The 25405-nt window shown below is 70.8% G+C and carries 24 protein-coding genes and 6 pseudogenes; 21 read left to right on the plus strand and 9 right to left on the minus strand.

Features of this window, described 5'->3' with window-relative positions; genetic code table 11:
• Nucleotides 1-38 precede the first annotated feature (38 nt).
• Nucleotides 39-695: a DUF2125 domain-containing protein gene (locus DPM13_RS22665; protein WP_223252460.1), complete on the minus strand. Its 657-nt coding sequence runs from the start codon at nucleotides 693-695 to the stop codon at nucleotides 39-41.
• Nucleotides 626-1651 (minus strand): hypothetical protein, encoded by a 1026-nt coding sequence (locus tag DPM13_RS22670; RefSeq protein ID WP_223252461.1) that lies wholly within the window; start codon nucleotides 1649-1651, stop codon nucleotides 626-628. The genes DPM13_RS22665 and DPM13_RS22670 overlap by 70 nt, the downstream gene beginning before the upstream one ends.
• A gap of 85 nt (nucleotides 1652-1736) precedes the next feature.
• Here DPM13_RS22670 and DPM13_RS08540 point away from each other — a divergent pair, with 85 nt between their 5' ends.
• Nucleotides 1737-2432, plus strand: a complete 696-nt coding sequence (locus tag DPM13_RS08540; RefSeq protein WP_112887836.1) for an enoyl-CoA hydratase/isomerase family protein — start codon at nucleotides 1737-1739, stop codon at nucleotides 2430-2432.
• Here DPM13_RS08540 and ahcY read toward each other — a convergent pair.
• Together ahcY and DPM13_RS08550 are read right to left on the minus strand one after the other, a co-directional pair.
• Nucleotides 2426-3817 carry an adenosylhomocysteinase gene (gene ahcY / locus DPM13_RS08545; RefSeq protein ID WP_112887837.1) on the minus strand — a complete coding sequence of 464 codons (1392 nt, stop codon included), beginning with the start codon at nucleotides 3815-3817 and terminating at the stop codon, nucleotides 2426-2428. The genes DPM13_RS08540 and ahcY overlap by 7 nt on opposite strands.
• A 66-nt stretch (nucleotides 3818-3883) precedes the next feature.
• Nucleotides 3884-4321 carry a hypothetical protein gene (locus tag DPM13_RS08550; protein ID WP_112887838.1) on the minus strand — a complete coding sequence of 146 codons (438 nt, stop codon included), beginning with the start codon at nucleotides 4319-4321 and terminating at the stop codon, nucleotides 3884-3886.
• 154 nt (nucleotides 4322-4475) lie between these two features.
• Here DPM13_RS08550 and DPM13_RS08555 point away from each other — a divergent pair, with 154 nt between their 5' ends.
• From DPM13_RS08555 to DPM13_RS22700, 13 genes and pseudogenes are all read left to right on the plus strand, one after another.
• Nucleotides 4476-5192 carry a glucokinase gene (locus tag DPM13_RS08555; RefSeq protein WP_223252462.1) on the plus strand — a complete coding sequence of 239 codons (717 nt, stop codon included), beginning with the start codon at nucleotides 4476-4478 and terminating at the stop codon, nucleotides 5190-5192.
• Complete coding sequence (locus tag DPM13_RS22675) at nucleotides 5189-5401, plus strand: glucokinase (RefSeq protein WP_262983331.1); 213 nt, start codon at nucleotides 5189-5191, stop codon at nucleotides 5399-5401. The genes DPM13_RS08555 and DPM13_RS22675 overlap by 4 nt, the downstream gene beginning before the upstream one ends.
• A 91-nt stretch (nucleotides 5402-5492) precedes the next feature.
• Entirely contained in the window at nucleotides 5493-6131 is a 639-nt protein-coding gene (locus DPM13_RS22680) for a BamA/TamA family outer membrane protein (protein ID WP_223252463.1), read from the plus strand.
• Nucleotides 6068-7387, plus strand: a complete 1320-nt coding sequence (locus tag DPM13_RS08560; RefSeq protein WP_223252464.1) for an autotransporter assembly complex protein TamA — start codon at nucleotides 6068-6070, stop codon at nucleotides 7385-7387. The genes DPM13_RS22680 and DPM13_RS08560 overlap by 64 nt, the downstream gene beginning before the upstream one ends.
• The gene (locus DPM13_RS20605) at nucleotides 7387-7905 is read left to right on the plus strand and encodes a hypothetical protein (protein WP_189654884.1); all 519 of its coding nucleotides are present in this window, start codon (nucleotides 7387-7389) and stop codon (nucleotides 7903-7905) included. The genes DPM13_RS08560 and DPM13_RS20605 overlap by 1 nt, the downstream gene beginning before the upstream one ends.
• Nucleotides 7875-10286, plus strand: coding sequence for a translocation/assembly module TamB domain-containing protein (locus DPM13_RS08565; protein WP_189654885.1), 2412 nt, complete (start codon nucleotides 7875-7877; stop codon nucleotides 10284-10286). The genes DPM13_RS20605 and DPM13_RS08565 overlap by 31 nt, the downstream gene beginning before the upstream one ends.
• Nucleotides 10276-10499: pseudogene (locus DPM13_RS24970) on the plus strand (transposase); the annotation flags it as partial. The gene DPM13_RS08565 and the pseudogene DPM13_RS24970, both read left to right, overlap by 11 nt.
• A gap of 21 nt (nucleotides 10500-10520) precedes the next feature.
• Complete coding sequence (locus tag DPM13_RS22685; RefSeq protein WP_262983332.1) at nucleotides 10521-11150, plus strand: translocation/assembly module TamB domain-containing protein; 630 nt, start codon at nucleotides 10521-10523, stop codon at nucleotides 11148-11150.
• A 35-nt stretch (nucleotides 11151-11185) separates the two neighbouring features.
• Nucleotides 11186-11914: a translocation/assembly module TamB domain-containing protein gene (locus DPM13_RS08580; RefSeq protein WP_112887840.1), complete on the plus strand. Its 729-nt coding sequence runs from the start codon at nucleotides 11186-11188 to the stop codon at nucleotides 11912-11914.
• 191 nt (nucleotides 11915-12105) lie between these two features.
• Nucleotides 12106-12519, plus strand: a complete 414-nt coding sequence (locus DPM13_RS08585; RefSeq protein WP_223252465.1) for a MarR family winged helix-turn-helix transcriptional regulator — start codon at nucleotides 12106-12108, stop codon at nucleotides 12517-12519.
• A 131-nt stretch (nucleotides 12520-12650) separates the two neighbouring features.
• Complete coding sequence (locus DPM13_RS22690) at nucleotides 12651-13373, plus strand: hypothetical protein (protein ID WP_112887842.1); 723 nt, start codon at nucleotides 12651-12653, stop codon at nucleotides 13371-13373.
• On the plus strand, nucleotides 13364-13570 hold the full coding sequence (locus tag DPM13_RS22695) for a hypothetical protein (protein ID WP_112887843.1): 207 nt from the start codon (nucleotides 13364-13366) through the stop codon (nucleotides 13568-13570). The genes DPM13_RS22690 and DPM13_RS22695 overlap by 10 nt, the downstream gene beginning before the upstream one ends.
• On the plus strand, nucleotides 13552-14232 hold the full coding sequence (locus DPM13_RS22700; protein WP_223252466.1) for a hypothetical protein: 681 nt from the start codon (nucleotides 13552-13554) through the stop codon (nucleotides 14230-14232). The genes DPM13_RS22695 and DPM13_RS22700 overlap by 19 nt, the downstream gene beginning before the upstream one ends.
• A gap of 166 nt (nucleotides 14233-14398) precedes the next feature.
• Here the strand turns inward: DPM13_RS22700 and DPM13_RS22710 are convergent, their stop codons facing one another.
• Complete coding sequence (locus DPM13_RS22710; RefSeq protein WP_223252467.1) at nucleotides 14399-14617, minus strand: hypothetical protein; 219 nt, start codon at nucleotides 14615-14617, stop codon at nucleotides 14399-14401.
• 95 nt (nucleotides 14618-14712) lie between these two features.
• On the opposite strand from DPM13_RS22710, the gene DPM13_RS22715 reads away from it, so the two are divergent.
• From DPM13_RS22715 to DPM13_RS08620, 4 genes and pseudogenes are all read left to right on the plus strand, one after another.
• Nucleotides 14713-15297 (plus strand): HlyD family secretion protein, encoded by a 585-nt coding sequence (locus DPM13_RS22715; protein WP_223252468.1) that lies wholly within the window; start codon nucleotides 14713-14715, stop codon nucleotides 15295-15297.
• Between the two features lie 95 nt (nucleotides 15298-15392).
• Nucleotides 15393-16613, plus strand: a pseudogene (gene chrA, locus DPM13_RS08610) (chromate efflux transporter).
• Nucleotides 16614-16682: 69 nt separating this feature from the next.
• Entirely contained in the window at nucleotides 16683-16931 is a 249-nt protein-coding gene (locus tag DPM13_RS08615) for a hypothetical protein (protein WP_112887844.1), read from the plus strand.
• A 137-nt stretch (nucleotides 16932-17068) separates the two neighbouring features.
• The gene (locus DPM13_RS08620; RefSeq protein ID WP_112887845.1) at nucleotides 17069-17251 is read left to right on the plus strand and encodes a CsbD family protein; all 183 of its coding nucleotides are present in this window, start codon (nucleotides 17069-17071) and stop codon (nucleotides 17249-17251) included.
• A gap of 272 nt (nucleotides 17252-17523) precedes the next feature.
• On the opposite strand, the pseudogene DPM13_RS26795 reads toward DPM13_RS08620, so the two are convergent.
• The 3 genes and pseudogenes from DPM13_RS26795 to DPM13_RS08635 all read right to left on the minus strand — a co-directional run bounded on the left by DPM13_RS26795 (nucleotide 17524) and on the right by DPM13_RS08635 (nucleotide 22765).
• Nucleotides 17524-20126, minus strand: a pseudogene (locus DPM13_RS26795) (DNA translocase FtsK 4TM domain-containing protein).
• Nucleotides 20127-20128: 2 nt separating this feature from the next.
• Nucleotides 20129-21322, minus strand: coding sequence for an aminotransferase class I/II-fold pyridoxal phosphate-dependent enzyme (locus DPM13_RS08630; protein ID WP_112888732.1), 1194 nt, complete (start codon nucleotides 21320-21322; stop codon nucleotides 20129-20131).
• 276 nt (nucleotides 21323-21598) lie between these two features.
• Nucleotides 21599-22765, minus strand: a pseudogene (locus DPM13_RS08635) (amidase).
• A 116-nt stretch (nucleotides 22766-22881) separates the two neighbouring features.
• On the opposite strand from DPM13_RS08635, the pseudogene DPM13_RS08640 reads away from it, so the two are divergent.
• Nucleotides 22882-24107: pseudogene (locus DPM13_RS08640) on the plus strand (FAD-dependent monooxygenase).
• A gap of 107 nt (nucleotides 24108-24214) precedes the next feature.
• A complete protein-coding gene (locus DPM13_RS08645) occupies nucleotides 24215-24790 on the plus strand; it encodes a LolA family protein (protein ID WP_028719238.1) in 576 nt (191 codons plus the stop codon).
• Between the two features lie 5 nt (nucleotides 24791-24795).
• Here the strand turns inward: DPM13_RS08645 and DPM13_RS08650 are convergent, their stop codons facing one another.
• Complete coding sequence (locus tag DPM13_RS08650) at nucleotides 24796-25227, minus strand: hypothetical protein (RefSeq protein WP_112887846.1); 432 nt, start codon at nucleotides 25225-25227, stop codon at nucleotides 24796-24798.
• Between DPM13_RS08650 and DPM13_RS08655 the strand changes: the two are divergent.
• Nucleotides 25168-25352: pseudogene (locus DPM13_RS08655) on the plus strand (IS481 family transposase); the annotation flags it as partial. The gene DPM13_RS08650 and the pseudogene DPM13_RS08655 overlap by 60 nt on opposite strands.
• Nucleotides 25353-25405 lie beyond the last annotated feature (53 nt).

Here is a 25405-nt window from a genome sequence, read left to right on the forward strand (position 1 = left end):
CCCCTGCGGGGCGCGCGCGGCGGCGCGCCCGGCCGGGCTTACTTGATCTGCTGGCCGTTGGCAAAGACGGCGCCGCCCTCGCGGAACTCAAGCTCGGTGGTCATGCGGTCGGGCTCGCCCGCGACGGGTTTGGCGAACATCGCCAGCATCATGCGCACCATGCCCAGCTGGTCCTGCGGGATCAGGCCCATTTCGCCCAGGCTGTCGACCAGCGTGTTCACGCCCTGGTATTCGGCGTGGATGGTGCCGACCGGGGCCGTCTCCATGCTGCCGCCCGCCGGGGCCTTCAGGGCGCCGCTGGCGTTCAGCTTGGCGCCCAGCAGGTCCAGCGCGATCTGGTTGATCGACAGCTCGACCGGCTCGAAGGGCGACGGCGCGTCGGCCTCGGGGCCCGTCTCGGCCTCGGCCTGCGCCTCGGCGTCGTCGGCCGGGGCGTCGGGGGACACGCCCTCGGCCGTGGCGCCGTCGGTGTCGTCGGCGGGCGGAGGCTCGGCCGGGGCCTTGGCGGCGTCGAACAGGTTCTCCGTCACCGTCATCAGCCCGGTCAGGTCGATGTCGAGCGAGGCGGGCGTGCGCGGCAGCTTCGACTGCGGGTCGAACATGGCCCACAGCTCGTCGCCGATGGTCAGCCCGGCCAGGGTATAGGCCAGCTTGAAGGGCTGGGGCGCATCGGCCTTGCTGACCGGCAGCTGCATGTCAAAGCTGGTGCTGTCGAACCGTAGCGCACCGGCATCGGCATCTGCGGCGAGACGACGTCGACCGAGACCCCGTCCGAGGCCACCTGATAGCCCAGGCCGTCGCGCGACAGGCTGAAGCCCACGTCGAACCCCCGGCCCTGATACTTGCCCGAGCCGCTGGTCGGCTGGCCTTCCTCGGTCCCGGCAAAGGCGAATTCGCCGCTGATCGGCCCGCCCTTGAGCATCCCGTCCATGGCCAGCCCCGCCTCGAGCGCGGCGGCCATCTGGCTTTCCAGATCGGCGGCGGAGCCCGCGCCCGACAGGGTGCCCCGCGTCTCGAGCGCGTCGAGCTTGCCCGACAGGCTGAACTGGTCGCCGTTCTCGCCCGTCATCTGCGCCTTGTAGTCGATGGCGCCGGTCGCCATGTCGTAGTCGTACTTGCGCGGCGCGCCCTGGGCCGCGTGGAACCGACCCTTGCTGTCGGCGATGCCCACGGTGATCGGCAGCGGCGTCTCGACCCCGTCCGAGGTCATCCTTTCCGTCTCGATGCGGATCGTCGGATAGTCGAACTGGTGGGTCATGTCCTCGGGCGCGCCCGAGGTGACGATGCTGTTGCCGGGCATGGCGATGGTCGCGGGCACCTCATAGGGGCCGGATTCGGGCTCGGTGCCGCTGACGATCAGCTGCATCTGGTCGGAAAACACCGTCCTGACGGTGCCGTCGCCCTGGTCGGTCAGGGCGATGCTGGGCACCGACATGGTCATGCGTCCTTCGGGCGTGCCGCCGGCAAAGACCACGTCGGTCAGCGTCAGGGTCGAGCCGTCCTTGCTGCGCCCGCCCTCGGTCACCGAATAGCCCATGGTCTGGTAGTAGTCGATCCAGGACTGCATGACCTGTTCCGGTGTCACGTCGGCAAGCGCCGGGGCGGTCATCGCCGCCAGCGCCAGTGCAGAGCTTGTCAGTCGGAGGGTCATGTCATTACCTTTCCTGGAAACGCGCCTTTGGGCCAATGGTAAGGCGTTTTGCCACAGCCCCGTTCCCGCCGAAAGGAGAGATGACATGATCCTGAACGAAATGACCGGCGGCTTGGGAAAAATCACCCTGGCACGGCCGGAAAAGGCCAATGCCCTGACCCGCGCCATGCTGCGGGACCTGCTGGCTGCGCTGGAGGCGATGGCGGCGGACCCCGGCCTGCGCGGGCTGATCCTGACCGGGGCGGGGTCGGTGTTCTCGGCCGGCGCGGACCTTGACGAGGCGCGCGCCGGGCTTGCCACCGCCCCGGAGTGGGAGCGGCTGTCCGCGCGTCTGGCCGCGATGCCCTGCCTGACGGTCGCGGCGCTGAACGGCACCGTGGCCGGCGGGGCGATGGGCATGGTGCTGGCCTGCGACATCCGGCTGGCGGTGCCGGGGGCGCAGGTGTTCTACCCGGTGATGCGGCTTGGCTATCTGCCGCAGCCAAGCGACCCGGGCCGCCTGGCGGCGCTGGTCGGCCCGGCCCGGGCCGCCATGATCCTGATGGCCGGGCAGAAGATCGCGGCCGCGGAGGCCTTGGCCTGGGGCCTCGTGGACCGGCTGGTCCCGGCCGACGCGCTGCTGGCCGCAGCCGAGGCGCTGTGTGCCGATGCCCTGGCGGCGGCGCCGGGCCTGTCGGCGCGACAGGCGATGCTGGCGCAGGGGGCGGGGGGCGTTGCCCCCCACGCCGCCGGGGCGGCGTTCCCCCCAGGGTATTTGGAAAACGATAAGAGCCGTCAGTAGCGGTAATGTTCGGGCTTGAAGGGGCCTTCGGGGGTCACGCCGATATAGGCGGCCTGTTCGGCCGAGAGCCGGGTCAGCTTGACGCCGATCCGGTCCAGGTGCAGGCGGGCGACCTTTTCGTCCAGGTGCTTGGGCAGGATGTAGACGCCGGGCTGATAGTCGTCGCCGCGCACCCAAAGCTCGATCTGCGCCAGCACCTGGTTGGTGAAGCTGGCCGACATCACGAAGCTGGGATGGCCGGTGGCGTTGCCGAGGTTCAGCAGCCGCCCTTCCGAAAGCAGGATGATGCGGTTGCCCGAGGGCATCTCGATCAGGTCCACCTGGTCCTTGACGTTGGTCCACTTGTGGTTCTTCAGCGCCGCGACCTGGATCTCATTGTCGAAATGGCCGATGTTGCCGACGATGGCCATGTCCTTCATCTCGCGCATGTGCTCGATGCGGATCACGTCGCGGTTCCCGGTGGTGGTCACGAAGATGTCGGCGGTCGAGACGACATCCTCCAGCAGCACGACCTCGAACCCGTCCATCGCGGCCTGCAGCGCGCAGATCGGGTCGACCTCGGTGACCTTCACCCGGGCGCCGGCGCCGCGCAGGCTGGCGGCCGAGCCCTTGCCCACGTCGCCATAGCCGCAGACGACCGCGACCTTGCCCGCCATCATCGTGTCGGTGGCGCGGCGGATGCCGTCCACCAGCGATTCCTTGCAGCCGTACTTGTTGTCGAACTTCGACTTGGTGACGCTGTCGTTCACGTTGATCGCCGGGAAGGGCAGCAGGCCGCGCTTGTGCAGGTCGTAAAGCCGGTGGACCCCGGTGGTGGTTTCCTCGCTGACGCCGCGGATCGCGTCGCGCTGGGCGGTGAACCAGCCCGGCGAGGCCGCCAGGCGGCGCTTGATCTGCGCGAACAGCGCCTCCTCCTCCTCGCTGGTCGGAACCTCGATCAGCCCGGTCTCGCCCGCCTCGACGCGCGCGCCCAGCAGGACATACATGGTGGCGTCGCCGCCGTCGTCCAGGATCATGTTCGCGGGCCCGCCGTCGAACTGGAAGATCCGGTCGGTATAGGACCAGTATTCGGGCAGCGTCTCGCCCTTGATGGCAAAGACCGGGATGCCGGCCGCCGCGATCGCCGCCGCCGCGTGGTCCTGGGTCGAGAAGATGTTGCACGATGCCCAGCGCACCTCGGCGCCCAGCGCCACCAGGGTCTCGATCAGCACGGCGGTCTGGATCGTCATGTGCAGAGAGCCGGCGATGCGCGCGCCGGCCAGGGGCTTGGCTTCGCCGTATTCCGCCCGCAGCGCCATCAGCCCGGGCATTTCGGTTTCGGCGATGTCGAGTTCCTTGCGGCCGTAATCGGCCAGCGAGATGTCTTTGATGATGTGGTCGGTCATGGCGGCCTCAAGGGAAAGTTGCGGGCGCCATATCACCTGCGGCCCTGCGGCGCAAATCGGCGCCGGTCAGCGCAGCAGGCCCACGCGGGTGAAATAGGCGTCCGGGCTGGTGCCGTCGCGAAACCCGATCCCCGAGGCGATGACGCAGCTGGTGGCGTCGGGCCGTTCCAGCACCACGGTCCAGGTGCCCATCAGCGCCGAACCCCAAAGCGCCGTGTCCCGCCCGTTCGAGGCGACGCGCTCTTCCTCGAAGTCATGGCGCAGGCTGGTCTCGATCTCGGCATCGGGGGCGCACCAGGGCTGGTCGACGGCGGCCTGGTCCGAGGTGGGCAGATCGCGCGCCATGTCGCGGACGGCGCGGGGGTCCATGCCTTGGACGGCGGACCAGCCGCGCGGGTTCGCGGCGTTTTCGTCGCGCGAGGTGATCGTGGCGCCGGCGGGGGCCGCCAGTGCGGCGATCAGGGCGGTGGCGGCAAGGGCCGCGCGGGGGGTGTGGTGCAACATCTTTGCAACCTTTCGCTTTCGCTCAAGTCGTCAGGGGAACCCCCGGGCGACAGGGCGGGTTCCGCGAAACCTCCCCCGGGCGCGCCGGAGGGGTGCGCTGGCACAGGGCGCGAGGATGGCCTAGACAGAGGCCAGGACGGCAGAGGAGTGGGCGATGGCGATCATGCTGGCGGACGTGGGCGGGACCAATGCGCGGCTGGCGCTGGTCCGGGTGGACACCGGCATCGACCCCGGCAGCATCGCCCGGTTCCGCGGCGAGGCGCATGCCGATTTCGACAGCGTGGTGCGCCTGTTCCTGGAACGCGCGGGCAACCCCCGGATCGAGGCGGTCTGCGTCGCCGTCGCCGGGCCCGTGACCGGGGGCCAGGCCCGGCTGACGAACCGCGACTGGTCCTTTTCCGAACAGCGGCTGCGCGACCTGACCGGCGCCGGCCGGGCGCGGCTGATCAACGACCTGATCGCGCTGGGCTATGCGACGCCGGCGCTCTCGGGCGAGGCGGCGGGTTTCCTGACCGATCCGCCCCCGGCGGGCGGGCGCAACGGCCAGCGGCTGGTGGTGAACGCGGGCACCGGCTTCAACGTCTGCGCGGTCAAGGTCCTGCCCGGCGGCGGCATCGCCTGCCTCGAGGCAGAGGAGGGCCACACCCGGCTGCCGGTCTCGGTCGCGGCTCCGCTGGCGCAGGCGCTGGGCGCGCGCGCCGCTCCCCTTGATTCGGTCGAAGAGCTGTTCGCGGGCCGCGGCCTTGCCCGGCTGCACGCCCTTCTGGCCGATACGGCCATAGAGCCGGCCGAGGCCTGGTCGAGACGGCGGGCCGGGGCGATGCGGCGGCGGGCGCGACGCTCGATCTTTATGCGCGGCTGTTCGGGCTGATCTGCCGCGAACTCGCGCTGCGCTTCATGCCGCTTGACGGGATGTTCCTGGCCGGCAGCGTCGCCCGCAGCGCGACCCAGCGCCTTGATATCTTTCAGGCGGCCTTCCGGTCCGATCCGCTGATGGCGCAGATCGTGGCGGCGGTGCCGGTGGGGGTGATCCGCGACGACATGGCGGCGCTGCATGGCTGCCTGGCCGCGATCGCGTGAAAAATCCCTGCGGACACGCCCGGGCGCTGGATTTTGCCCCGCCCACCTGCAAGACTGCCATCAAAACCGCCAGAACAGGGCAGGAGCAGGCATGAGAACGATCATGAAGGCGGGCGCCGCCGCCGCTTTCATCCTGGGGACGGGTGCCGGGGTGGTCCTGGCGCAATCCTCGGGGTCGGGCTCGTCGGCCTCCTCGCCGTTTTCGGGCCTGTTCGGGGGCGCGAAGGGGAACGAAGGCTCACCCACCGACCTGGATTTCGCCATCTCGGGCGGCGACGATTCTCTTATGTCCCAGATCCGGGCCACCTCGCTTCTGGCCAGCGCCCAGGACGAGGGGCGGGTGACCGGCCAGGACCTGCTGGCGGCGGCGCGGGGCGATTACGCGCGCATCCTGGGCGTGCTCTACGACAACGGCTATTACTCGGTCGTCATCAACATCACGCTCGACGGGGTCGAGGCCGCCCAGATCGCGCCCCTGGACGCGCCGCAGGTGGTGCGCCGCGTCGCGGTCGCGGTCCAGCCGGGGCCCCGGTTCCGCTACAGCCGGGCCGACATCGCGCCGGTGGCGCCGGGGACCGAACTGCCGGCCGACTATCGCCGCGGCGCCATCGCGCGGACGGGCGAGATGCGCTCGGCCGCGACCTCGGCGGTCGAGGGCTGGCGGACGTGGGCCATGCCAAGGCCGAGGTCGCCCGCACCGACATCGAGGCCGACCACGCCACGAACCTGATCGACAGCCGCATCCTGCTGGCCCCCGGCCCCACGCTGCGCTTCGGCGAACTGACCATCCGCGGCTATCAGCGCATGGACCCGCGCCGGCTGCGCAAGATCGCGGGCTTCCCCGAGGGCGAGCGGTTCGACCCCGAAAAGCTCGAGGACGTGCGCAAGCGCCTGCGCCGCTCGGGCGTGTTCTCGGCCATCACGCTGACCGAAGCGGATGCCATCGGCCCGGACAACACGCTGGACGTGGACCTGCTGGTCGCCGAACAAAAGCTGCGCCGGATCGGCGGCGGCTTTGAATATTCCACCACCGACGGGTTGGGGCTGACCGGCTACTGGATACATCGCAACCTGCTGCGCGGCGGTGAACGGCTGCGCGTCGACGCGGGCGTGTCCGACATCGGCGGCGACACCGGGCGCGACTACAACCTGGGCGTCCGGCTGGACCGACCGGCCACCATCACCGCCGACACCACCGGCTATCTGCTGGCCGAGGTGAAAAGCGAGCAGGAAGAGGACTACGACCTCAAGTCCGGGACCTTCGGCCTAGGCTTCACCTGGCTGCCCAGCGACGAACTGACCGCCGACATCGCGCTGCAATACCGCGCGCTGCGGGTGGAGGACGACGCCGGGCAGACCGATTTCCGCCTGTTCGCGCTGCCCGCCTCGATCACCTGGGACCAGCGCGACGACAAGACGGACGCCAAGCACGGCTACTGGCTGTCGGGGCAGGTGACGCCCTTTGTCGGGCTGCAGGACGAAACCGGCTCGGGCGCGCAGATCGTGGCCGAGGGGCGGCGCTATGCCAGCTTCGGGCGCGACGACCGCTTCACGCTGGCGGGCCGCGCCCGTCTGGGCACCGTCGTCGGCCCCGATATCGACGAAACGCCGCGCGACTACCTGTTCTATTCGGGCGGCGGCGGCACCGTGCGCGGCCATTCCTTCGAATCGCTGGGCGTCGAGGTGATCCCCGGCCCCGACGGCCCGGTCAAGACCGGCGGCATGTCCATCGCCACCGTGACCGCCGAGGCCCGCATCCAGGTCCGCGAACGCATCGGCCTGGCGCTGTTCGCCGATGCCGGCCGGGTGTGGGAGGAAGAGGGCTTTTCCGGCGGCAGCGGCTGGCAGGCGGGCGCGGGCGCGGGGGTGCGCTATCGCACGCCCATCGGGCCGCTGCGCTTCGACATCGCCGCCCCCGTCGGCGGGGGCGATGACAGCGACGATTCCGGCGTGCAGGTCTATATCGGTCTGGGGCAGGCGTTCTGATGGCACATCCGTCCCGCAAGACCCGTTTCGCCGCCGCGCTCTGGCTTTCCTTCGTCAGCCTGTGGCTGCCGCTGGCGCTTCAGGCGCAGACGCCCGCCCAGGCCCAGGACAGCGCCGCCGAGATTTCCCAGGAGGTCGAGGACGACAAGGGCTTCATCACCCGTTTCCTTCAGGAAAAGCTGTCCGGCGCCGGCCGGCAGGTGAACATCGAGGGGTTCCAGGGCGCGCTCTCCTCGCGCGCGACCTTCACCCGCATGACCATCGCCGACGACCAGGGCGTCTGGATCACGCTGGAAAACGGCGCCCTCAATGGAGCCGCTCGGCGCTGCTGTCGCGCCGCATCCAGATCAACGAACTGTCGGCCGAACGCATCATCCTGCCGCGCCTGCCGGGCGCCGGCGCGACCGACCAGGGCGCCCCCCAGCCCGAGGCGCGCGAATTCTCGCTGCCGCAACTGCCGGTCTCGGTCAACATCGACCGCATCGCCGTGGGGCGCGTCGAGCTTGGCCAGGCCGTGATGGGCAAGCAGGCGGTGCTGGCCATCGACGGCTCGATGAACCTCGCCAATGGCGAAGGCGGCACCAAGCTGGCGATCGACCGGGTGGACGGACCGCGCGGCGAATTCGCGCTGGTCGCGGGCTTTTCCAACGAAACCCGGGTGCTGGCGCTGGACCTCAAGCTGGACGAAGGCCGCAACGGGCTGTTTTCCAATGCCGTGCGCATGAACGGCCGCCCCGCCGTCCGGGCCGAGATCGCGGGCAATGGCCCGCTGTCGGACTTCACCGCCGGCATCAAGCTGGAAACCGACGGCCAGCCCCGCGTGACGGGCACCGTCCAGATCAAGGCCGAGGAGCGCGAGGGCGCCCCCGGCACCGCCTTCCGCGCCCGGCTGGACGGCGATATCGCCAGCCTCACCGCGCCCGGCAACCAGCAGTTCTTTGCCGGCACCTCGCAGGTCCGGGCGGACGGCTGGCGCGGCCAGGACGGCCGGCTGCTGATCCCGGAACTGAAGATCACCACCGGCGCGCTGGACCTTGCGGGATCGGTCGCGACGACGGCGCAGGGCGCGCCGGAAAGCGCGCATCTGACGCTGCTTCTTGGCCGCGACGCGGGGGCGACCCAGCTGCCCGTGGCGCTGCCCTTCGGCGACCAGCCGATGACGGTCAATTCGGGCAACCTGCGGCTGGACTATGACGCGGCCCAGGGCTCGGGCTGGGTGCTGACCGGCAAGGTGGGCGACATCGCCCGCCCCGACATCAGCCTGTCCGAACTGCGCCTGGACGGCCGTGGCCGGGTCGTTCTGACCGAGCAGCAGGCCCTGTCCGAGATCCGGGGCTGGATCGCCTTCGGCATGGACGACCTGGCGCCGAGCGATCCGGGCCTGGCCGATGCGCTGGGCCGCACGCTGAACGGCGGCCTGAACCTGGCGTTCACGCCCGGCAACGCGCTGCGGCTGTGGGGGATGAACGTCAACGCCGACGCCTTCGGCTTCACGGGCGACATGCAGGCCTCGGGCCTGAAAAGCGGCATCGTGCTGTCCGGGAACGTCACCGCCCGGCACAGCGACCTCTCGCGCCTGTCGCGGCTGGCGGGGCGCGACCTGGGCGGGCAGGCCGATGCCGCCGTCAAGGGCTTCTACCGGGTGCTGGGCGGCGCCTTCGACGTCGACACCCAGATCGAGGGCCGCGACATCCGCATCGGTCAGGACCAGGCCGACCGGATGCTGGCCGGCGCATCGCGCATCGACCTGGCCATGCGGCGCGACACCGACGGCATCCGCCTGCGCCGGCTGACCGTGAACGCGCAGAACCTGACCGCGCAGGCCCAGGGCTATCTGAATTCGGGCGCCAGCGACGTGACGGCGACGATCTCCATGCCCGATCTGTCGGTGGCCGATCCCGCCTATGGCGGCGCGCTGGAGACGCAGGCCCGGCTGACCGGCCCGCTGAACGCGCGCAAGCTGGACCTCGACGGCCACGCCCAGGACCTGGCGCTGGGCCGGCCCGAGATCGACGGCGCCTTCAAGGGCCGCACCGATCTGGTGGTGCAGCTGCAGGAACAGAACGGCAGCTACGAACTCCAGCAGTTCCGCCTGACGAACCCGCAGCTGCAGGCCCAGGGCGCGGGCCAGTTCGCGCCCGACGCGCTGGAAGGCAAGCTGTCGCTGACCATGCCCGACCTGGCCGTGCTGGGCCGCGGCTTTTCCGGCGGCATCACCTTGGACGGCACCGCCACGAAACAGGGCAACGCCCGCCGGATCGCGCTGACCGGGCGCGGCACCGACCTGCGCTTCGGCCAGTCGGACGTGGACGGGGCGCTGACCGGCGTGACCGACCTGCGGCTGCAGGCCAGTCAGGACGCGCAGGGCGATTTCACCATCCAGGCCTTCGAGCTGAAGAATCAGCAGATGCAAGCCACCGCCCAGGGCAGCATCGGCGAGACGACCGACATGACCGGGCAGCTGGACATCCGCTCGCTCGCCAGCTTCGGGCGCGGCTGGCGGGGCGCGCTGTCGGCGCGGGGCAGCTTCAAGGACGACGGCACCGGCGCGCGCAGGCTCGACGTGACCGGCACCGGGCGTGACCTCAGCTTCGGCCAGACCCAGGTCGACGGCGCCCTGAGCGGAGAGACGCAGCTGGCGCTGCGCGGGACCGAACGCGACGGCGTGTTCGCCATCGAAACGGCGCAGGTCCAGAACCCGCGCCTGAACGTCACGGCGCAGGGCAAGCTGGGCCAAGGCGCGACCGACCTGAACGCAGAACTGCGCGCCGACGACCTGCGCTTTCTGGGCCAGGGCTTTCGCGGCGCGCTTCAGGCCACGGCGCGGGTCGCCGACCGGCCGGACGGCGCCCGCGCGATCACCGCGCGCGGCACCGCGCGGGCCTGGCGTGGGCTATGAGGCCGGTGCGGTGCCGCCAGCCGAACAGAGCAACCGCCGGAACGGGGTTGCGGCGAAGCGCGTGAAGGGTTCGGACGGCGAGGTGCCGCTTTTGGTTCCGCGTGACCGGGACGGCAGTTTCGAGCCGGAGCTGGTGAAGAAAGGCCAACGACCGGGGTGGATGACAAGATCATCGGGCTCTATGCCGCCGGGCTGTCGGTGCGCGACATCCAGCCCACCGGCCCGGCCTATCAGGTGGACCTGACCGCGACCGCCCCCGGCGACACCGATGCCCGCATCACCGGCACCGCCGCCGCCAACCTGCAAAGCATGGACATCCGCGTCCAGGGCACCAGCAACGCCGCCGCCGCCAACCCCTTCCTGCGCACCCGCTCGGTCGAAGGGCCGCTGTCCTTCGACCTGCGCCTGAACGGGCGGCCGTCCCTGCAGGCGCTGTCGGGCCGCGTCGCGCTGACCAACGGGCGCCTGGCCGAGCCGCGCTTCGGCCTGGCCGTGGGCTCGCTCAACGCGCGCGCGGACATCGCCGACGGGCGGCTGACGCTGGACATCCAGGGGGCGGTGGAAAACGGCGGGCGGATTTCCGTCACCGGGCCGATCACCCTGACCGGGCAGCGGCCCATGGACCTCAGCGTGCGGCTGGCCGATGTGGTCCTGCGCGACCCGAACCTTTACGAAACCCGCGTCAACGGCGCGATCTCGGTCTCGGGCTCGCAGGCCGGGGGGCCGCTCGTCTCGGGCCGCATCGACCTCGGCCGCACGGAATCCGCATCCCCTCGGCCCTGGGCAGCGCCCGCGCGATTCCCGACATCCGGCACCTGTCCGAACGCCCGCCCCAGCGCCAGACCCGCGCCAAGGCCGGGCTGATCGAGTTTCCCAGCGACGCCTCGCGCCAGGCCGGGATGACCGCGCCGCCGGCCACGCCCCCGGCCAATCCGGCGCGCTTCGACCTGGTGATCGCGGCGCCCGACCAGGTGTTCGTCCGGGGCCGCGGCGTCGATGCGGAACTCGGCGGCGAAATCCGCCTGACCGGCAACGCCCGCCAGCCCATCCCCGTCGGCCAGTTCGAACTGATCCGGGGCCGGGTGGACCTGCTGGGCAAGCGCTTCGACCTGACCGAGGGGCTGATCGAACTGCAGGGCAGCATGGTCCCGGTGCTGCGCCTGGTCGCCCAGACCGAACAGGACGGCATCACCACCAGCATCATCATCGACGGCGACGCCCGCGACCCGGAAATCACCTTCGAATCCTCGCCCGAGATGCCCGAGGAGGAGGTGCTGTCCCAGCTGCTGTTCGGGCGCGGCATCGACAACATCAGCGCGCTTCAGGCCGCCCAGCTGGCCAGCGCCATCGCCACCCTGGCGGGCCGGGGCGGCGAGGGCATCATCGGCCGGCTGCGCGCCTCGACCGGCCTCGACGATCTGGACCTGACCACGGACGACCGCGGCAATGTCTCGGTCCGGGCCGGCAAATACCTGTCCGAGAACCTGTACACCGACGTGCAGGTGGGCGGAGACGGCAAGACGCGGCTGAACCTGAACCTCGACGTCTCGAAAAGCCTGACCGCCCGCGGCTCGGTCGACAGCGAAGGCGACAGCGGCATCGGCCTGTTCTACGAACGCGACTACTGACCGGGCGGGCGGCGGGCCCATCGGGGCCGCGCCCCGATGCCTGCCCGGCCGCCCGGGACAGAAAACGGCCTTCGACGCAACCGAATGCACCCTTCGCCGTTTCGGCGGAGGGACTTGAAACCGGCGGGCATGATCGTTAGCTCGCTAACAAGACCATTAGCGCGCTAACGTATTCCATGACCCATCGTCCGATGACCCTGTTCGAAGAAATCATCAGCCTGACCCGCTCGATCCGCGCCGCCTTCGAGACGCGGGTCCGTCGCCTGGACCTGACCTATGCCCGCGCCCGGCTGCTGACCGCCATCGGCCGCAGCCCCGGCGCCAGCCAGGCCGAACTGGCCGCCGAGATGGGAATCGAGACCCCGACCCTCAAGCGGCTGCTCGACGCGCTCGAGGCGCAGGGCCTGGCCGAGCGCCGCCCCCTGGAGGGCGACGCGCGCAAGCATGCGGTGTTTCTGACCGACACCAGCCGGATCGAGCCCTGCTGCGCTTCGTGCCGAGGCCGAGGCCAGCCTGATCGAAGGCGTGGACCCCGGGACCTGGCCGCCACCCGCCGCGTGCTGGCCACCATGACCCGCAACGCCGACCGCCTGCGCCAGCCATGACCGCCGCCGACGCAGCCGCGCCCGGGGCCTCCCCCCAGACCTCTCCCGGACCGGGGGCGGCGCCATCCGCGCCCACCTCCGCGCCCACCGCCGCCTCTGCCTCCGTGCCGGCGCCCCCGCCGCACCAGCCGATGCCGCTGCCGCGCGCGCTGGCCTATGTCGCGGCCTCGATCATGATCTCGCTGACCCAGGGGCTGGCGCAGGGGTTCGTCTCGACCAACATCCCCCAGATCGCGGGCGACCTGGGCGCAACCCAGACGCAGGCCAGCTGGCTGATGGCGGCCTTTCTGGCGCCGCGCGCCTCGATGCCGCTGCTGCTCATCAAGATCCGCGCCCAATACGGCCTGCGCCGCTTTGCCGAGGTGGCGGTCGTGGTCTATCTGGCCGTGGCGGTGCTGTCCTTCGCCATCCTCGACCTGCGCTCGGCGATCATGGTGCAGTTCTGCGCGGGCGTCGCCTCGGCGCCGCTGTCGACGCTGGCCTTCCTTTACATGCTCGAACCGCTGCCGCCGGCGTGGAAGATGCGGCTGGGCCTGCCGATCGTCCTGGCGATGACGGGGGTGGGGCCGCATCTGGCGCGGGTGATCTCGCCTTCGCTGATGGGCGACCAGGGCTGGCAGGGGCTGCATGTGATGACGCTGGGAATGGCCGCGGTGTCCCTGGGGCTGGTCTATTGCCTGCCGCTGAAATCGCCGCCCCGCGTCAAGTCCATCGCGCCCCTCGACCTGGTCAGCTGGCTGCTGATCGCGCTGGGCTTTGCCGGCATGACGGTGGGCTTCGTCATGGGCCCGATCCGCTGGTGGACCGACGCGCCCTGGCTGGGCTGGGTGCTGGCGCTGTCGTGGTGGCGCTGACGCTCGCCGTGGTGATCGAGCTGCACCGCAAGGCGCCGCTTCTGGACATCCGCTGGCTCGCCAGCCCCGCCATGCTGCACCTGACGGTGACGCTGCTGCTGTTCCGGCTGGTGCTGTCGGAACAGGGCGCCGGCGCGCCGCGCATGTTCCAGGCGCGGGCATCACCCAGGGCCAGCTGGTGCCGCTGTTCGCGGTGATCTCGGCGGCGACGATCCTGGGCGGGCTCGCCCTCATCCCCTTCATGAAGCCCGAGCGCGTGCCCCTGTTCCACCTGATCGCGCTGGCGCTGATCGCCGCCGGCGCCTTCATGGACAGCCACGCCACCATCGACACCCGGCCCGCGCAGATGATGCTCAGCCAGGCGCTGATCGGCTTTGCCGGGTCCTTCTTCATGGCGCCGGCGATGATGCGCGGCCTGCTCTCGGCGCTGGCGCGGGGCCCGACCTATCTGCTCAGCTTCATCATCGTGTTCCTGTCGACGCAAAGCCTGGGCGGCGCGGCGGGGTCGGGGCTGTTCTCGACCTTCATCAACCACCGCCAGGCCCTGCACCTGCAGACCCTGCGCGAAACCATGACCACCGCCGACCCGCTGGTGACGCAGGCCGTCGCCGCGCGCGCCGCCGCGCTGGCCGCGCAGATCGCCGACCCGGCGCTGCGCAAGGCCCAGGGCGTCGCGGCCCTGGCGCAAGAGGCCGCGAACCAGGCCTATGTCATGGCCTACAACGACGCCTACCGCCTGACCGCCGCCGTCGCGTTGGCGGCGCTGGTGGCGCTGACCCTGCACATCTGGCGCGACGCGATGGTGGCCCGCCGCCTGCGCCGCGCCCCAAAAGCCCCCATACCCGAGTCCCAAGCATGACCAAGACCCATATCCTTCCCACCCTGATCGCCGTCGCCGCGGGCCTCGCGGGGCTGCTGGCGGTGCTTTACGCCTGGCACCTGCCGCCCTTCAGCACACCCCATCCGCAGACCGAGAACGCCTATGTCCGCGGCCAGGTCACGACGCTGGCGCCGCAGCTGTCGGGCTATGTCTCGGCGGTCGAGGTGCAGGACTTCCAGGCCGTGACCCGGGGCCAGGTCATCGCCCGCATCGACGACCGCCAGACCGCCAGAAGCTGGCGCAGGCCCTGGCCGCGCTGGAAGGCGCGCGCGCCGCGCTCAAGATCCAGGGACAGCCGGTCCATCCGCCCAGGCGGCGTGCAGTCGGCCGAGGCCGCGCTGCGCTCGGCCAGGCCGTCGCGCACCGACCTCGCCCTGGACGGGGCCAGCGCCCTGCGCCACCTGGGACGGCTCAGCACCACCGCCAGAGCGACTGGCCCTGCGCCTGGCCGAGGCCGCCGTGACCCAGGCCGAAAGCGCCATCGCCGTCGCGCGCGAGGATGTCGCCGGCGCCCAGGTCGGCCTTGGCGCCCGCAAGGCCGAGATCGCCTCGGCCGAGGCCGCGGTGGAACTGGCCCGGATCGACCTGTCGAACACGGTGATCCGCGCCCCCGCCGCCGGCCGGCTGGGCCAGGTCGGCGTGCGGCTGGGCCAATACGTCACCGCCGGCACCGCGCTTGTCAGCCATGTCTCGCCCGAGGTCTGGGTGATCGCCAACTTCCGCGAAACGGAACTTCACGGCATCCGCGTCGGCGACCGCGCTACCTTCACCGTGGACGCGATGCAGCACCGCGCCTTCACCGGCCGGGTCGAGGCGTTCTCTCCGGCCACGGCGTCCGAGTTCAGCATCCTGGCCTCGTCGAACACGACCGGGAACTTCACCAAGATCGCCCAGCGCCTGCCGCTGCGCATCAGCATAGACCCGGGGCAGGAGATGGCCGAATACCTGACCCCTGGCCTTTCGGTCGTGGTGACGGTGGACGAGGGCTCGGGCGCGCGCGAACGCTCGGCCGACGCGGGCCGCGCCGTGATGGGCGCGGTCTAGGGCCCCGCCCCATTCGCACAGCCGTCAAGATCCCCTAGTAAGGGACGGGAACGCGGCACGCGGGGGATCGCAGGGACAGGCACCAGGGGGCAGGAATGACGGATCTTCGGCAGGACGCCGCGGCGCGGCCCGCGCAGGGAACCCCGGCCGAGGTCCTTGCGGTCTTTCTCCGCCTGGGCCTGACCAGCTTCGGCGGCCCCATCGCGCATCTGGGCTATTTCCGGGACGAGCTGGTGACCCGCCGCCGCTGGCTTGACGACGCGGCCTATGCCGATCTGGTGGCGCTTTGCCAGTTCCTGCCCGGCCCGGCCTCCAGCCAGGTGGGCTTTGCCCTGGGCATGATGCGGGCTGGCTGGCCGGGGGCGCTGGCGGCCTTTGCCGGCTTCACGCTGCCCTCGGCCGTGGCGCTGGTGGTCTTTGCCCTGACGGCGGCGCGGCTGAGCGGGCCGCTTGGCGACGGGGCGCTTCACGGGCTCAAGCTCGTGGCGGTGGCCATCGTCGCCCAGGCCGTCTGGGGCATGGCCCGGACGCTTTGCCCCGACCGGCAGCGCGCCGCGATCGCGGTGGCGGCCGTGGCGCTGCTGGCCTTCGTCCCCGGCGCCTTCGGCATGGCGGGGCGATCCTGACGGGCGCGGCCCTGGGCCTGGCGCTGGGTCCGGCGCGGTGCCGGGTCCGGGACCGGCGGCGCGCTGGCCGTGCCGATCCCGCGCGGGGTCGCGCTGGGGGCGCTGGCCGCCTTCCTGGGACTTCTGGTCCTGCTGCCGCTGGCGGCGGGGCTTGGCCAGGGCTGGGCGGTGGCGGACGGCTTTTACCGCGCCGGGGCGCTGGTCTTTGGCGGCGGCCATGTCGTCCTGCCGCTGCTGCAGGCGGCGACCGTGGCGCCGGGCTGGGTCGCGCCGGACGCCTTCCTGGCCGGCTACGGCGCGGCCCAGGCGGTGCCGGGGCCGCTTTTCACCTTTGCCGCCTATCTGGGCGCGGTGCTGGGCCCGGCGCCGAACGGCATCGCCGGCGCGGCCCTGGCGCTGGGCGCGATCTTCCTGCCGGGCTTCCTGATCCTGGTCGCGGCCCTGCCGTTCTGGGACCGCTTCCGCAGCATGGCCCCGGCGCAATCCGTGATGCAGGGGGCGAATGCCGCGGTGGTGGGCATCCTCGGGGCGGCGCTTTACACCCCGGTCCTGACCGGCGCGGTCGGGGACCTGCGCGACCTCGCGCTGGCGCTGGCCTGCTTCGTCCTCCTCACCGCATGGAGGGCGCCGGCCTGGCTGGTGGTGATCCTGGCGGCGCTCGGCGGCGTCGGGCTGGTGCTGGCCGGCTGAAGCCCGCCCCATTGTGCCGCATCCCCCGCGCGGCTCGACGGGCCCCAAGGCACCCCGGACCAGACCTTCATGGACAGCAATGCCCTGACCAATGTCCTGATCGCGGCCTTCGGCCTGTGCCTCTCGGCGGTTCCGGCCGTTTCGCTGCTGCTGTGGCTGCGCGGCCGGCTGTCGGATCGCGGCAAGGCCATGGCGCGGAACGGCCTGGTGGTCGCCGTCCTGCTTCTGGTGATCGCCCTGGCCTGTTTCAGCGTCGCAGGCTACGGTTGCACGCCCTGCTGCGGTTTCCCCGGCGGCTGTTCAGGCCCTGACCCGTGAACTTGGCCCCGGCGGGTTCGGGGTCGGCCCGCGACCGTCGCCCGACCCCGCAAAACCGTGATCGCTGCGCTGCGGAACCGGGCGCCCCCCTGGCGGGTTCTTCTTGCATAGTCAACCAAGCCACGGAGGATCAATCCATGGGTGAAGCAACTGACAAGATCAAGGCTGCCGGCAACAAGGTTGCGGGCAATGTCAAGGAAGCCGTCGGCAAGGCCACCGACAACCCTGGCCTCACCGCCGAGGGCAAGGCCCAGCAGGCCAAGGGCACGGCTCAGGATGTGACCGGCACCGTCAAGGGCAAGCTCGGCGACACGATCTAAGGGGTTTCGCCGGCTCCGGTCCCCGGCCTCCCTCTCCCCTCCGGCCGGACCCGGCCCCAGGCCCCGCCCTCCGTGGCGGGGCCTTTTGCTGCGCATGGGCCGCGCAACGGGGACGACGGGCGGTGTACGCCCGGTGTACGCGCGGTGTACGGCTGTCACGGCGAAAACCCCGGCATTTGCCGGGGTTTCGTGGATGTCCATCGCACGGTGCACCGCGCAACGCAAAAGGCCGGGCGCAACGGCCCGGCCCCGGAAACGGCGCTGGCGCGGGATCAGACCTCGGGGACCAGAACCTCGCGCTTGCCGACGTGGTTCGCCGGGCTGACCACGCCCTGCTCCTCCATCTGCTCGACCAGCCGCGCGGCCTTGTTGTAGCCGATCGCCAGCTTGCGCTGGATATAGCTGGTCGAGCATTTGCGGTCCTTGGCGACGATGGCGACGGCCATGTCGTAAAGCTCGGCATCCCCGCCCTCGCCGCTGGACAGGCCCAGCACCATGTCGATGCTGTCGGCCTTTTCCTCGTCCGGGCCTTCGACCACGCCGGCCATATAGCTGGGAGGACCGAAGGATTTCAGATGGTTGACGATCTCCTCGACCTCCTCGTCGCTGACGAAGGGACCGTGGACGCGGGTGATGCGCGACCCGCCCGCCATGTACAGCATGTCGCCCTGGCCCAGCAGTTGCTCGGCGCCCTGCTCGCCCAGGATGGTGCGGCTGTCGATCTTGGAGGTGACCTGAAAGCTGATCCGGGTCGGGAAGTTCGCCTTGATCGTGCCGGTGATGACATCGACCGAAGGCCGCTGCGTCGCCATGATCAGGTGGATGCCGCGAGGCCCGCGCCATCTGCGCAAGCCGTTGAATGCACGCCTCGATTTCCTTGCCCGCGACCATCATCAGGTCGGCCATCTCGTCGACGATGACGACGATATAGGGGAAGGTCTCGGGCTGGAACTCCTCGGTCTCGAAGATCGGCTCGCCGGTGTCCTCGTCGAAGCCGGTCTGCACGGTGCGCTTGAACATCTCGTCCTTGGACAGCGCCTCGCGGACGCGGCTGTTGTAGCCCTCGATGTTCCTGACGCCCATCTTGGACATCCGGCGATAGCGCTCCTCCATCTCTCCGACGACCCATTTCAGCGCCACGACCGCCTTCTTCGGGTCGGTGACGACCGGCGACAAAAGATGCGGAATCCCATCGTAAACAGACAGTTCCAGCATCTTGGGGTCGATCATGATCAGCCGGCACTGCTCGGGCGTCAGCTTGTAGAGCAGGCTCAGGATCATGGTGTTGATGGCGACCGACTTGCCCGAGCCGGTGGTCCCCGCGATCAGCAGGTGGGGCATCTTGGCCAGGTTCGCCACGACCGGCCCGCCGCCGATGTCCTTGCCAAGCGCCAGCGGCAAAGGCTGGGTTCCGTCGGCATAGGAGGGCGCGGCCAGGATCTCGCGCAGCACGACCTTTTCGCGCCGCGCGTTCGGCAGTTCGATCCCGATGACGCTGCGCCCCGGCCGGTCGAGACCCGCGCCGACAGCGCCGACATCGACCGCGCGATGTCGTCGGCCAGCCCGATCACCCGGCTGGCCTTCAGCCCCGGCGCAGGCTCGAGTTCGTAGAGCGTGACCACGGGGCCGGGCCGGACCTCGGTGATCTGGCCCTTGACGCCATAGTCGTCCAGCACCGCTTCCAGCATGCGGGCATTGTCCATCAGCGCCTCCTCGGACAGCTGGTGGCGCTCGACGGTGGTGGGGGCGGTCAGCAGCGACAGGGGCGGGTGTTCGAATGGCCCGGGCCTCGCGCGCGGGCGAGGCCTGCGGCCGGGGCGGCGCGCGGCGGGCGGCGGGCGGCGCCACGGGCGCGGCATGGAAGTCATGCCCAAAGCCGTCATGTCCTCATCCTCGATCGTGGTCGGGCAGGGGCTGGACCTGTCCGCCCGTCACCGCACGATTGCTGCCGTGGGGGCCACGCTGGGCGCTGCGCAGAAGGCAAAGACGGATTTCGCCTTCGTCCGGCTGATTCGCCTCGTCCGAGGGGCCCGCGTCGCCGGGATAAGCCGGCTCGGGCTCGACCAGTTCGGACTGGGGCCGGATCACGGGCGAGCGGGGCGGCGGCGCAACGCGGCGGGCGGGCCGGGCCGCCTCGTCGGGCAGGACGGCGTCGCCGGCGCGGGCCGTGCGGTCGCGCCGCGCCTCGGCCTTGGTCCTGATGCGCTGCGCCGCGCCCGAGGACAGCCGCGCGCCCCGGTCCACGCCATGCAGCGCCAGCAGCCGCGCGGTCGCGAGCCCCTCCCGCAGGAAGCGGCCGATGGCGCCCAGCTCGCGCTTGTCGAAGCCCAGCACGAAGGCCATGAAGCCCGCGGCGGCGGCGGCCGTCAGCAGCGCCAGCACCTTGATCGCGATCGAGGCCTTGACCGGCATCACCGACAGCATGGCGCCCATCAGCATGTCGCCCAGGTGCCCGCCCAGGCCGAAGCTTTGCGTCCAGCCCGGCGGCGGCGCCATCGAGGTCGCATAGACCGAGACCAGCACCATTCCGATGGGCAGGAAGATGCCCCGCATGATGCGTTCCTCGCCCCGGTGCAGCATGAAGGCGGACTACCCATACGATGGCGCCACGACCTCCAACGTCGCTCCGACAGAGGGCAACTTGACCGAGCATGTGGTCTGGACCGGCAACCCGGCCGACCTGAAGTTCACGCGGCTGGTCGGTCGCCGACATGACGCTGGGGTCGTCGGGCGTATAGCTGACCAGCATCGCCGCGATCAGCAGGCCCAGCACGATCAGCCCGGCACCCAGCAGTTCCTTGCCGCGCCGTTCCAGCGCCGCCTGGGTGGATTGATCGAACAGCGGATCGCGGTGTTTGGCCTGCCAGCTCGCCATGATTAATCCCCTTGATACAAACAGGTTTTCAGGCGGTTCAGCGCCGCCTCGGTCGGGCCGGCCGGATCGACCAGCGCGACGCGGATGTAATTCTGCCCCGGGTTGCCCTGGTCGGTGTCGCGCGACAGATAGGCCCCGGGCAGGACCTGGATGCCGGCCTGGGTCCACAGCGTCTTCGCCGCATCCTCGCCGGTGCCGATCGATTCGGGCACGCGCAGCCACAGGAAGAAGCCCCCCTGCGGCGGCCGATAGCCGGGGACATTGCCCAGCACCCGGTCGGCCACGGCATATTTGGCATGATAAAGCGCGCGGTTTTCCTCGACATGCGCCTCGTCGTTCCAGGCGGCCGCGCTGACGCGCTGCACAGGCAGCGGCAGGGGCGCGCCGGAATAGCTGCGCAGGCGCCGCAGCTGGCCGATCTGGGCCGGCCCGCCCGCCGCGAAGCCCGACCGCAGCCCCGGCAGGTTCGAGCGTTTGGACAGCGAATTGAACATCACCACCCGGTCGGCCAGCCCCATGCGGGTGGCCACGGCCAGCGCCCCGGGCGGCGGGGCGTCGCGCCAGATCTCGGAATAGCATTCGTCCGAAAAGACCAGGAAATCATGGCGATCCGCCAGGGCGATCAGGTCCTCGAGATAGGCGTCGTCGGCGACCGAGCCCTGCGGGTTGGCGGGCGAGCACAGATAGGCGATGGCGACCCGGTCCAGCACGGCCGGGTCCAGATCGCCGTAGCGGGGCAGGAACCCCGTCGCTTCGGTTGCGGGGACAAAGACCGGCTCGGCCCCCACGGCGGCGGCGGCCACGGCATAGACCTGATAGAACGGGTTCGGAATCAGGATGGCGGGGCGCTGGCCGGCCTTCGTCTCGGGGCAAAGGGCCAGGGCCGCGTTGAACAGCCCTTCGCGCGTGCCGTTCAGCGCGGTGATGCGGGCGGGTTCGACCTCGATGCCGTGGCGGCGCCGGATCCAGCCCGAAATCGCGGCCAGCAGGTCGGGCGTGCCTTCGTTCGGGGGGTACTTGCCGAATTCGGCGATGCTGTCGGCCATGATGCGGGCGGTGAATTCCGGCACCGCATGGCGCGGCTCGCCGATGGTCATGACGACCGGATCGGCGGCGGGGGACAGGCCCGAAAGAAGCGTTCGCAAGCGCGGGAACGCATATTCCGGCAGGTTCGAGAACCGCTCGGGTATTGCCATGACTGCCTCTCGAACGGGGTCGTAGCGCCCCGTTTTCCGGGCAAAGATACCGGCAAACCCCCCATGCGTCCAGAGATTCACGGACCGAAAACCCCCGGCCCGGCTCCCGAAGGCCGCGGTTTCAGCGCAGCGCGGCCTCGGCCGCGGCGGCGGCGACCAGCAGCGCGCGGTCGGCATGCGGCGCGCCCATCAGCATGATGCCGCAGGCCGGCTGTCCGGTCGGCAGGGTGACGGCGGGCAGGCCCAGAAGGTTCGCGATGCGCGTGTTGCGCAGGGTCAGCAGGTCTCGGTCGCGAAATAGGCGCCATCCGTCAGCAGCCTTTCGGTGTCGGGCGGCAGGATGGGGGCGGTCGGCAGGATCGCCGCGTCGAAACCCGCCGCGACCCGGGCCCAGTCCGCGCGCAGCCGCTCCAGCCGGTCCCAGGCGGCGACGTAATCCGCCGCCGTCACGTCCCGCCCGCCCCGGAAGCGTTCCAGGATCGCGGGGTACATCAGTTCCGGCGCGTCCTCGATCTGGTCGCGCCAGAGGCCATAGGCCTCGGGGGCGAACAGGGTGGGCGACAGCGCCAGCGCCTCGGCCACGCAAGGGGGCTGGGCATGGGTGATGCGCGCGCCCGCGCGCGCCAGCCGCGCCACCGCATCCTCGAAGGCCGCGACCGGTCCCTCGCGCGCCTGGTCGAAGGGCGCGCCGTCGATCACCAGAAGCCGCAGGTGGCGGGGCGGGCCGGACAGGTCGGGGGCCGGCTCGCCGCGCAGGGTGGCGAAAAGCTCGGCGCAGTCCTCGACCGTGCGGGCGATGGGTCCGGCCACGTCGAAGCGGCGGCATCAGCGGCACCATGCCCTCGGCCTGAGCGCGCCCATCGAGGGCTTGAAGCCCACCAGCTCGTTCCATGCCGCGGGCACCCGGATCGAGCCGCCGGTGTCCGACCCCATCGCGGCCGCCGCCAGCCCCAGCGCGACCGACACCGCAGCGCCCGAACTGGACCCGCCGGGCGCCAGTGCAGGGTCGATGCTGTTCGGCGGCGTCGCCGTCATCGGGTTCACCCCCAGCCCGGAAAAGGCCAGTTCGGTCATGTGGGTCTTGCCCAGGCAGACCAGGCCCTGCAGGGTCGCCGCCGCCAGGATCTGCGCGTCGCGCCCGGGGATGCGCCCCGTCAGCAGGCGCGAGCCCGCCTCGGTCGGCTGGCGGGCCATGTCGAAATTGTCCTTCCAGTTGATCGCCACCCCGTCCAGCAGGCCGCGGCGCAGCCCGGCGCGGGCCCGGTCATGGGCGGCGATCGCCTCGGCCCGGGCGCGGTCGGCGGTGGTGCGGGCATAGATGCGCCGGCCGTAGGGGTGGCGGGCGATGGCGTCCAGATAGGCCTCGGTCTGCTCGACCGGGCTGGCCAGGCCGGCCAGGATTGCGCGGCCCTGCTCTGCCGCCGATGCCTTGAGCCAGTCCATGCCCCGCCTTTCGATAAGCTGCCCGGCCCAAGGCTAGCCCCTGGGCCGGTGCGCTGCAATGGCGCAGGCCCCAGATGCCGCATGGACATTGCCGGCGGCGGCGGCATAGTGCGCGCATGGACATGGATCATGACATCATCGTCGCGGGCGGCGGGCTGAACGGCCCCGCCCTGGCGCTGGCATTGCAGGGCTGCGGGATGCGCGTGGCCGTGGTGGACGCACGCCCGGCCGATGCGCGGGGCACCGCGGGCTTCGACGGCCGCGCTTATGCGCTGGCGCTGGCCTCGCAGCGGCTGCTGGCCGCGCTGGGGCTGTGGAGCGAACTTGCCGGCAGCGCCCAACCCATCCTGAAAGTGCAGGCGGTGCAGGGCGCGCCGGGCGAGGGGGCCGACCCCTTCGACCTGCATTTCGATGGCGCCGAGATCGAGGAAGGCCGCCTGGGCTACATGCTCGAGGACCGGCATCTGTATCGCGCCCTGGTCGGCGCCATGCGGGACCGGGGGATTGCGCATCTGCCCGGGCTGATGGTCACCGGGCAGGACCCGGGGCCGGCGGGGGTGACGGTGGCGCTGTCGGACGGGCGGGCCCTGCGCGCGCGCCTGCTGGTCGGCGCCGACGGCCGGCAGTCGGGGGTCGCCGCACGCGCGGGCATCCGGCGGCTGGGCCATGACTACGGCCAGCTTGCGCTGGTCGCGGCGGTCGATCACGACCTGCCCCATCAGGGCACGGCGCATCAGCTGTTCATGCCGGGCGGGCCGCTGGCGATCCTGCCGCTGCCGGGCAACCGCAGCTCCATCGTCTGGTCCGAGCAGAAGGCCGCCGCCCAGGCGATCCTGGCCCTGCCCGAGGACGCGTTTCTCGAGGTGCTGCGGCCCCGGTTCGGCGATTTCCTGGGCGACACCGCCTGGCCGGCCCGCGCTTTTCCTATCCGCTCAGCCTCAGCCTGGCCGAAACCTATGTCGCGCCGCGCGTCGCACTGGTGGGCGATGCCGCGCATGGCGTCCACCCCATCGCGGGGCAGGGGCTGAACCTGGGCCTGCGCGATGTCGCGGCCCTGGCCGAGGTGCTGACCCTGGCGCGTCGGCGGGGCGAGGACATCGGCACGGACCCGGTGCTGGCGCGCTATCAGGCGTGGCGCCGGCCCGACGCCACCCTGCTGGCTTTGGGGATGGACGGGGTGAACGCGCTGTTTTCCAACGCAAACCCGCTGCTGCGCGCAGCCCGTGGCTTGGGCCTGGGCATGGTGGACAGCCTGCCGCCCCTACGCCGCCGCTTCATGCGGCAGGCGGCCGGGCTGTCGCTGCAGCCGATGCCGCGCCTGCTGGCCGGCCGCCCGCTTTGACGCCCGCCCGCCCTGGCGGAACGTTCACGCCGCCGCGAGCGTTCGGGCTGCGCGCATCCAAGCGAACGTGATGTGCAAGCCTTTGCCGAACCGCTATGATCCGGGACATGAACCTGAAATCGCTCGCCCTTGCGCCCGTCCTGTGCCTGGCCCTGGCCTTCCCCGCCCTGGCCGAGAAGATCCCCCTGAACGAGATCTCGCGCTATCTCAACAGCCTCAAGACCGCGCAGGCGGCGTTCACCCAGGTGAACCCGGACGGCAGCGTCTCGACCGGGCAGGTGTTCATCCACCGGCCGAACCGGGTGCGCTTCGAATACCAGGGCAGCAAGACGCTGGTCCTGGCCTCGGCCGGGCAGGTCGCGGTCTATGACGGCAAGACCCGCGGCGGGCCGCAGCAATATCCGCTGTCCAAGACGCCGCTGTCGCTGATCCTGGCGCCGAACATCAACCTGGGCAAGGCCCGCATGGTGACCGGCTATGCCGAAAGAAAGAACACCACCGTGGTCACGGCCCAGGACCCCCAGCACCCGGAATACGGCAATATCCAGATGGTGTTCACCGCAAACCCGACCCAGCTGCGGCAATGGGTGGTGACCGATGACGCGGGCAAGCGCACCACCGTGATCCTGGGCGACATGCGGACGGGGGTTTCGATCCCGCCCTCGAAGTTCGTCATCAACTAGCTGGCTCAGCGCCTGCAGCTCGCCAGCTGCATCTCGTAAAGCTGGGCCCGGGCACGTTCGTCACGGTAGGCCACGACTACGCACGCCGTCCGAGCGAGCCGACCGCGATCGCAGCTCCGCTCTTCCAATCTGACATCCAGTTTGGCGTCAATCTTCTCGACCATATCCTGACTGCGGATGTACTGGTAAAGGATGTCTGTATCCGCCGCCCCGCCGACCGTTCTGAGCCAGGCGGAGGAGGCATCGGCGTCCGGTTCGATGACGAGCCAGGCACCTTCGCCGGGAGGGTTGCCTATACGCCGGGAGGGTTGTACCCCCAGCGCCCGTCGGCCGTTAGCGAAACCGCTACGTAGCTCTGACGCCTGTGCCTGCTCGATGTAGAGGTCGGCACGCCAAAGCGGCAGCGCTTCAAGCGCTATCCCATCGGCTTCTTCCACATGGATATTGCCGAGGTTCAGACGGGCGAAGGAAGCTCTATCTCTTCGTGGCCATTGACCGAACCAGCAAGTTCGCCTTCGTCCGCCTTGTCCAGAAGGCCGGCAAGATGGCTGCAGCCCAGTTTCCTATCTGATGCACGGCACGACGACGGCGACGAATGCGCTGATCGAACGCAGC

The sequence above is a fragment of the Paracoccus mutanolyticus genome (assembly GCF_003285265.1).
Lineage (GTDB): Bacteria > Pseudomonadota > Alphaproteobacteria > Rhodobacterales > Rhodobacteraceae > Paracoccus > Paracoccus yeei.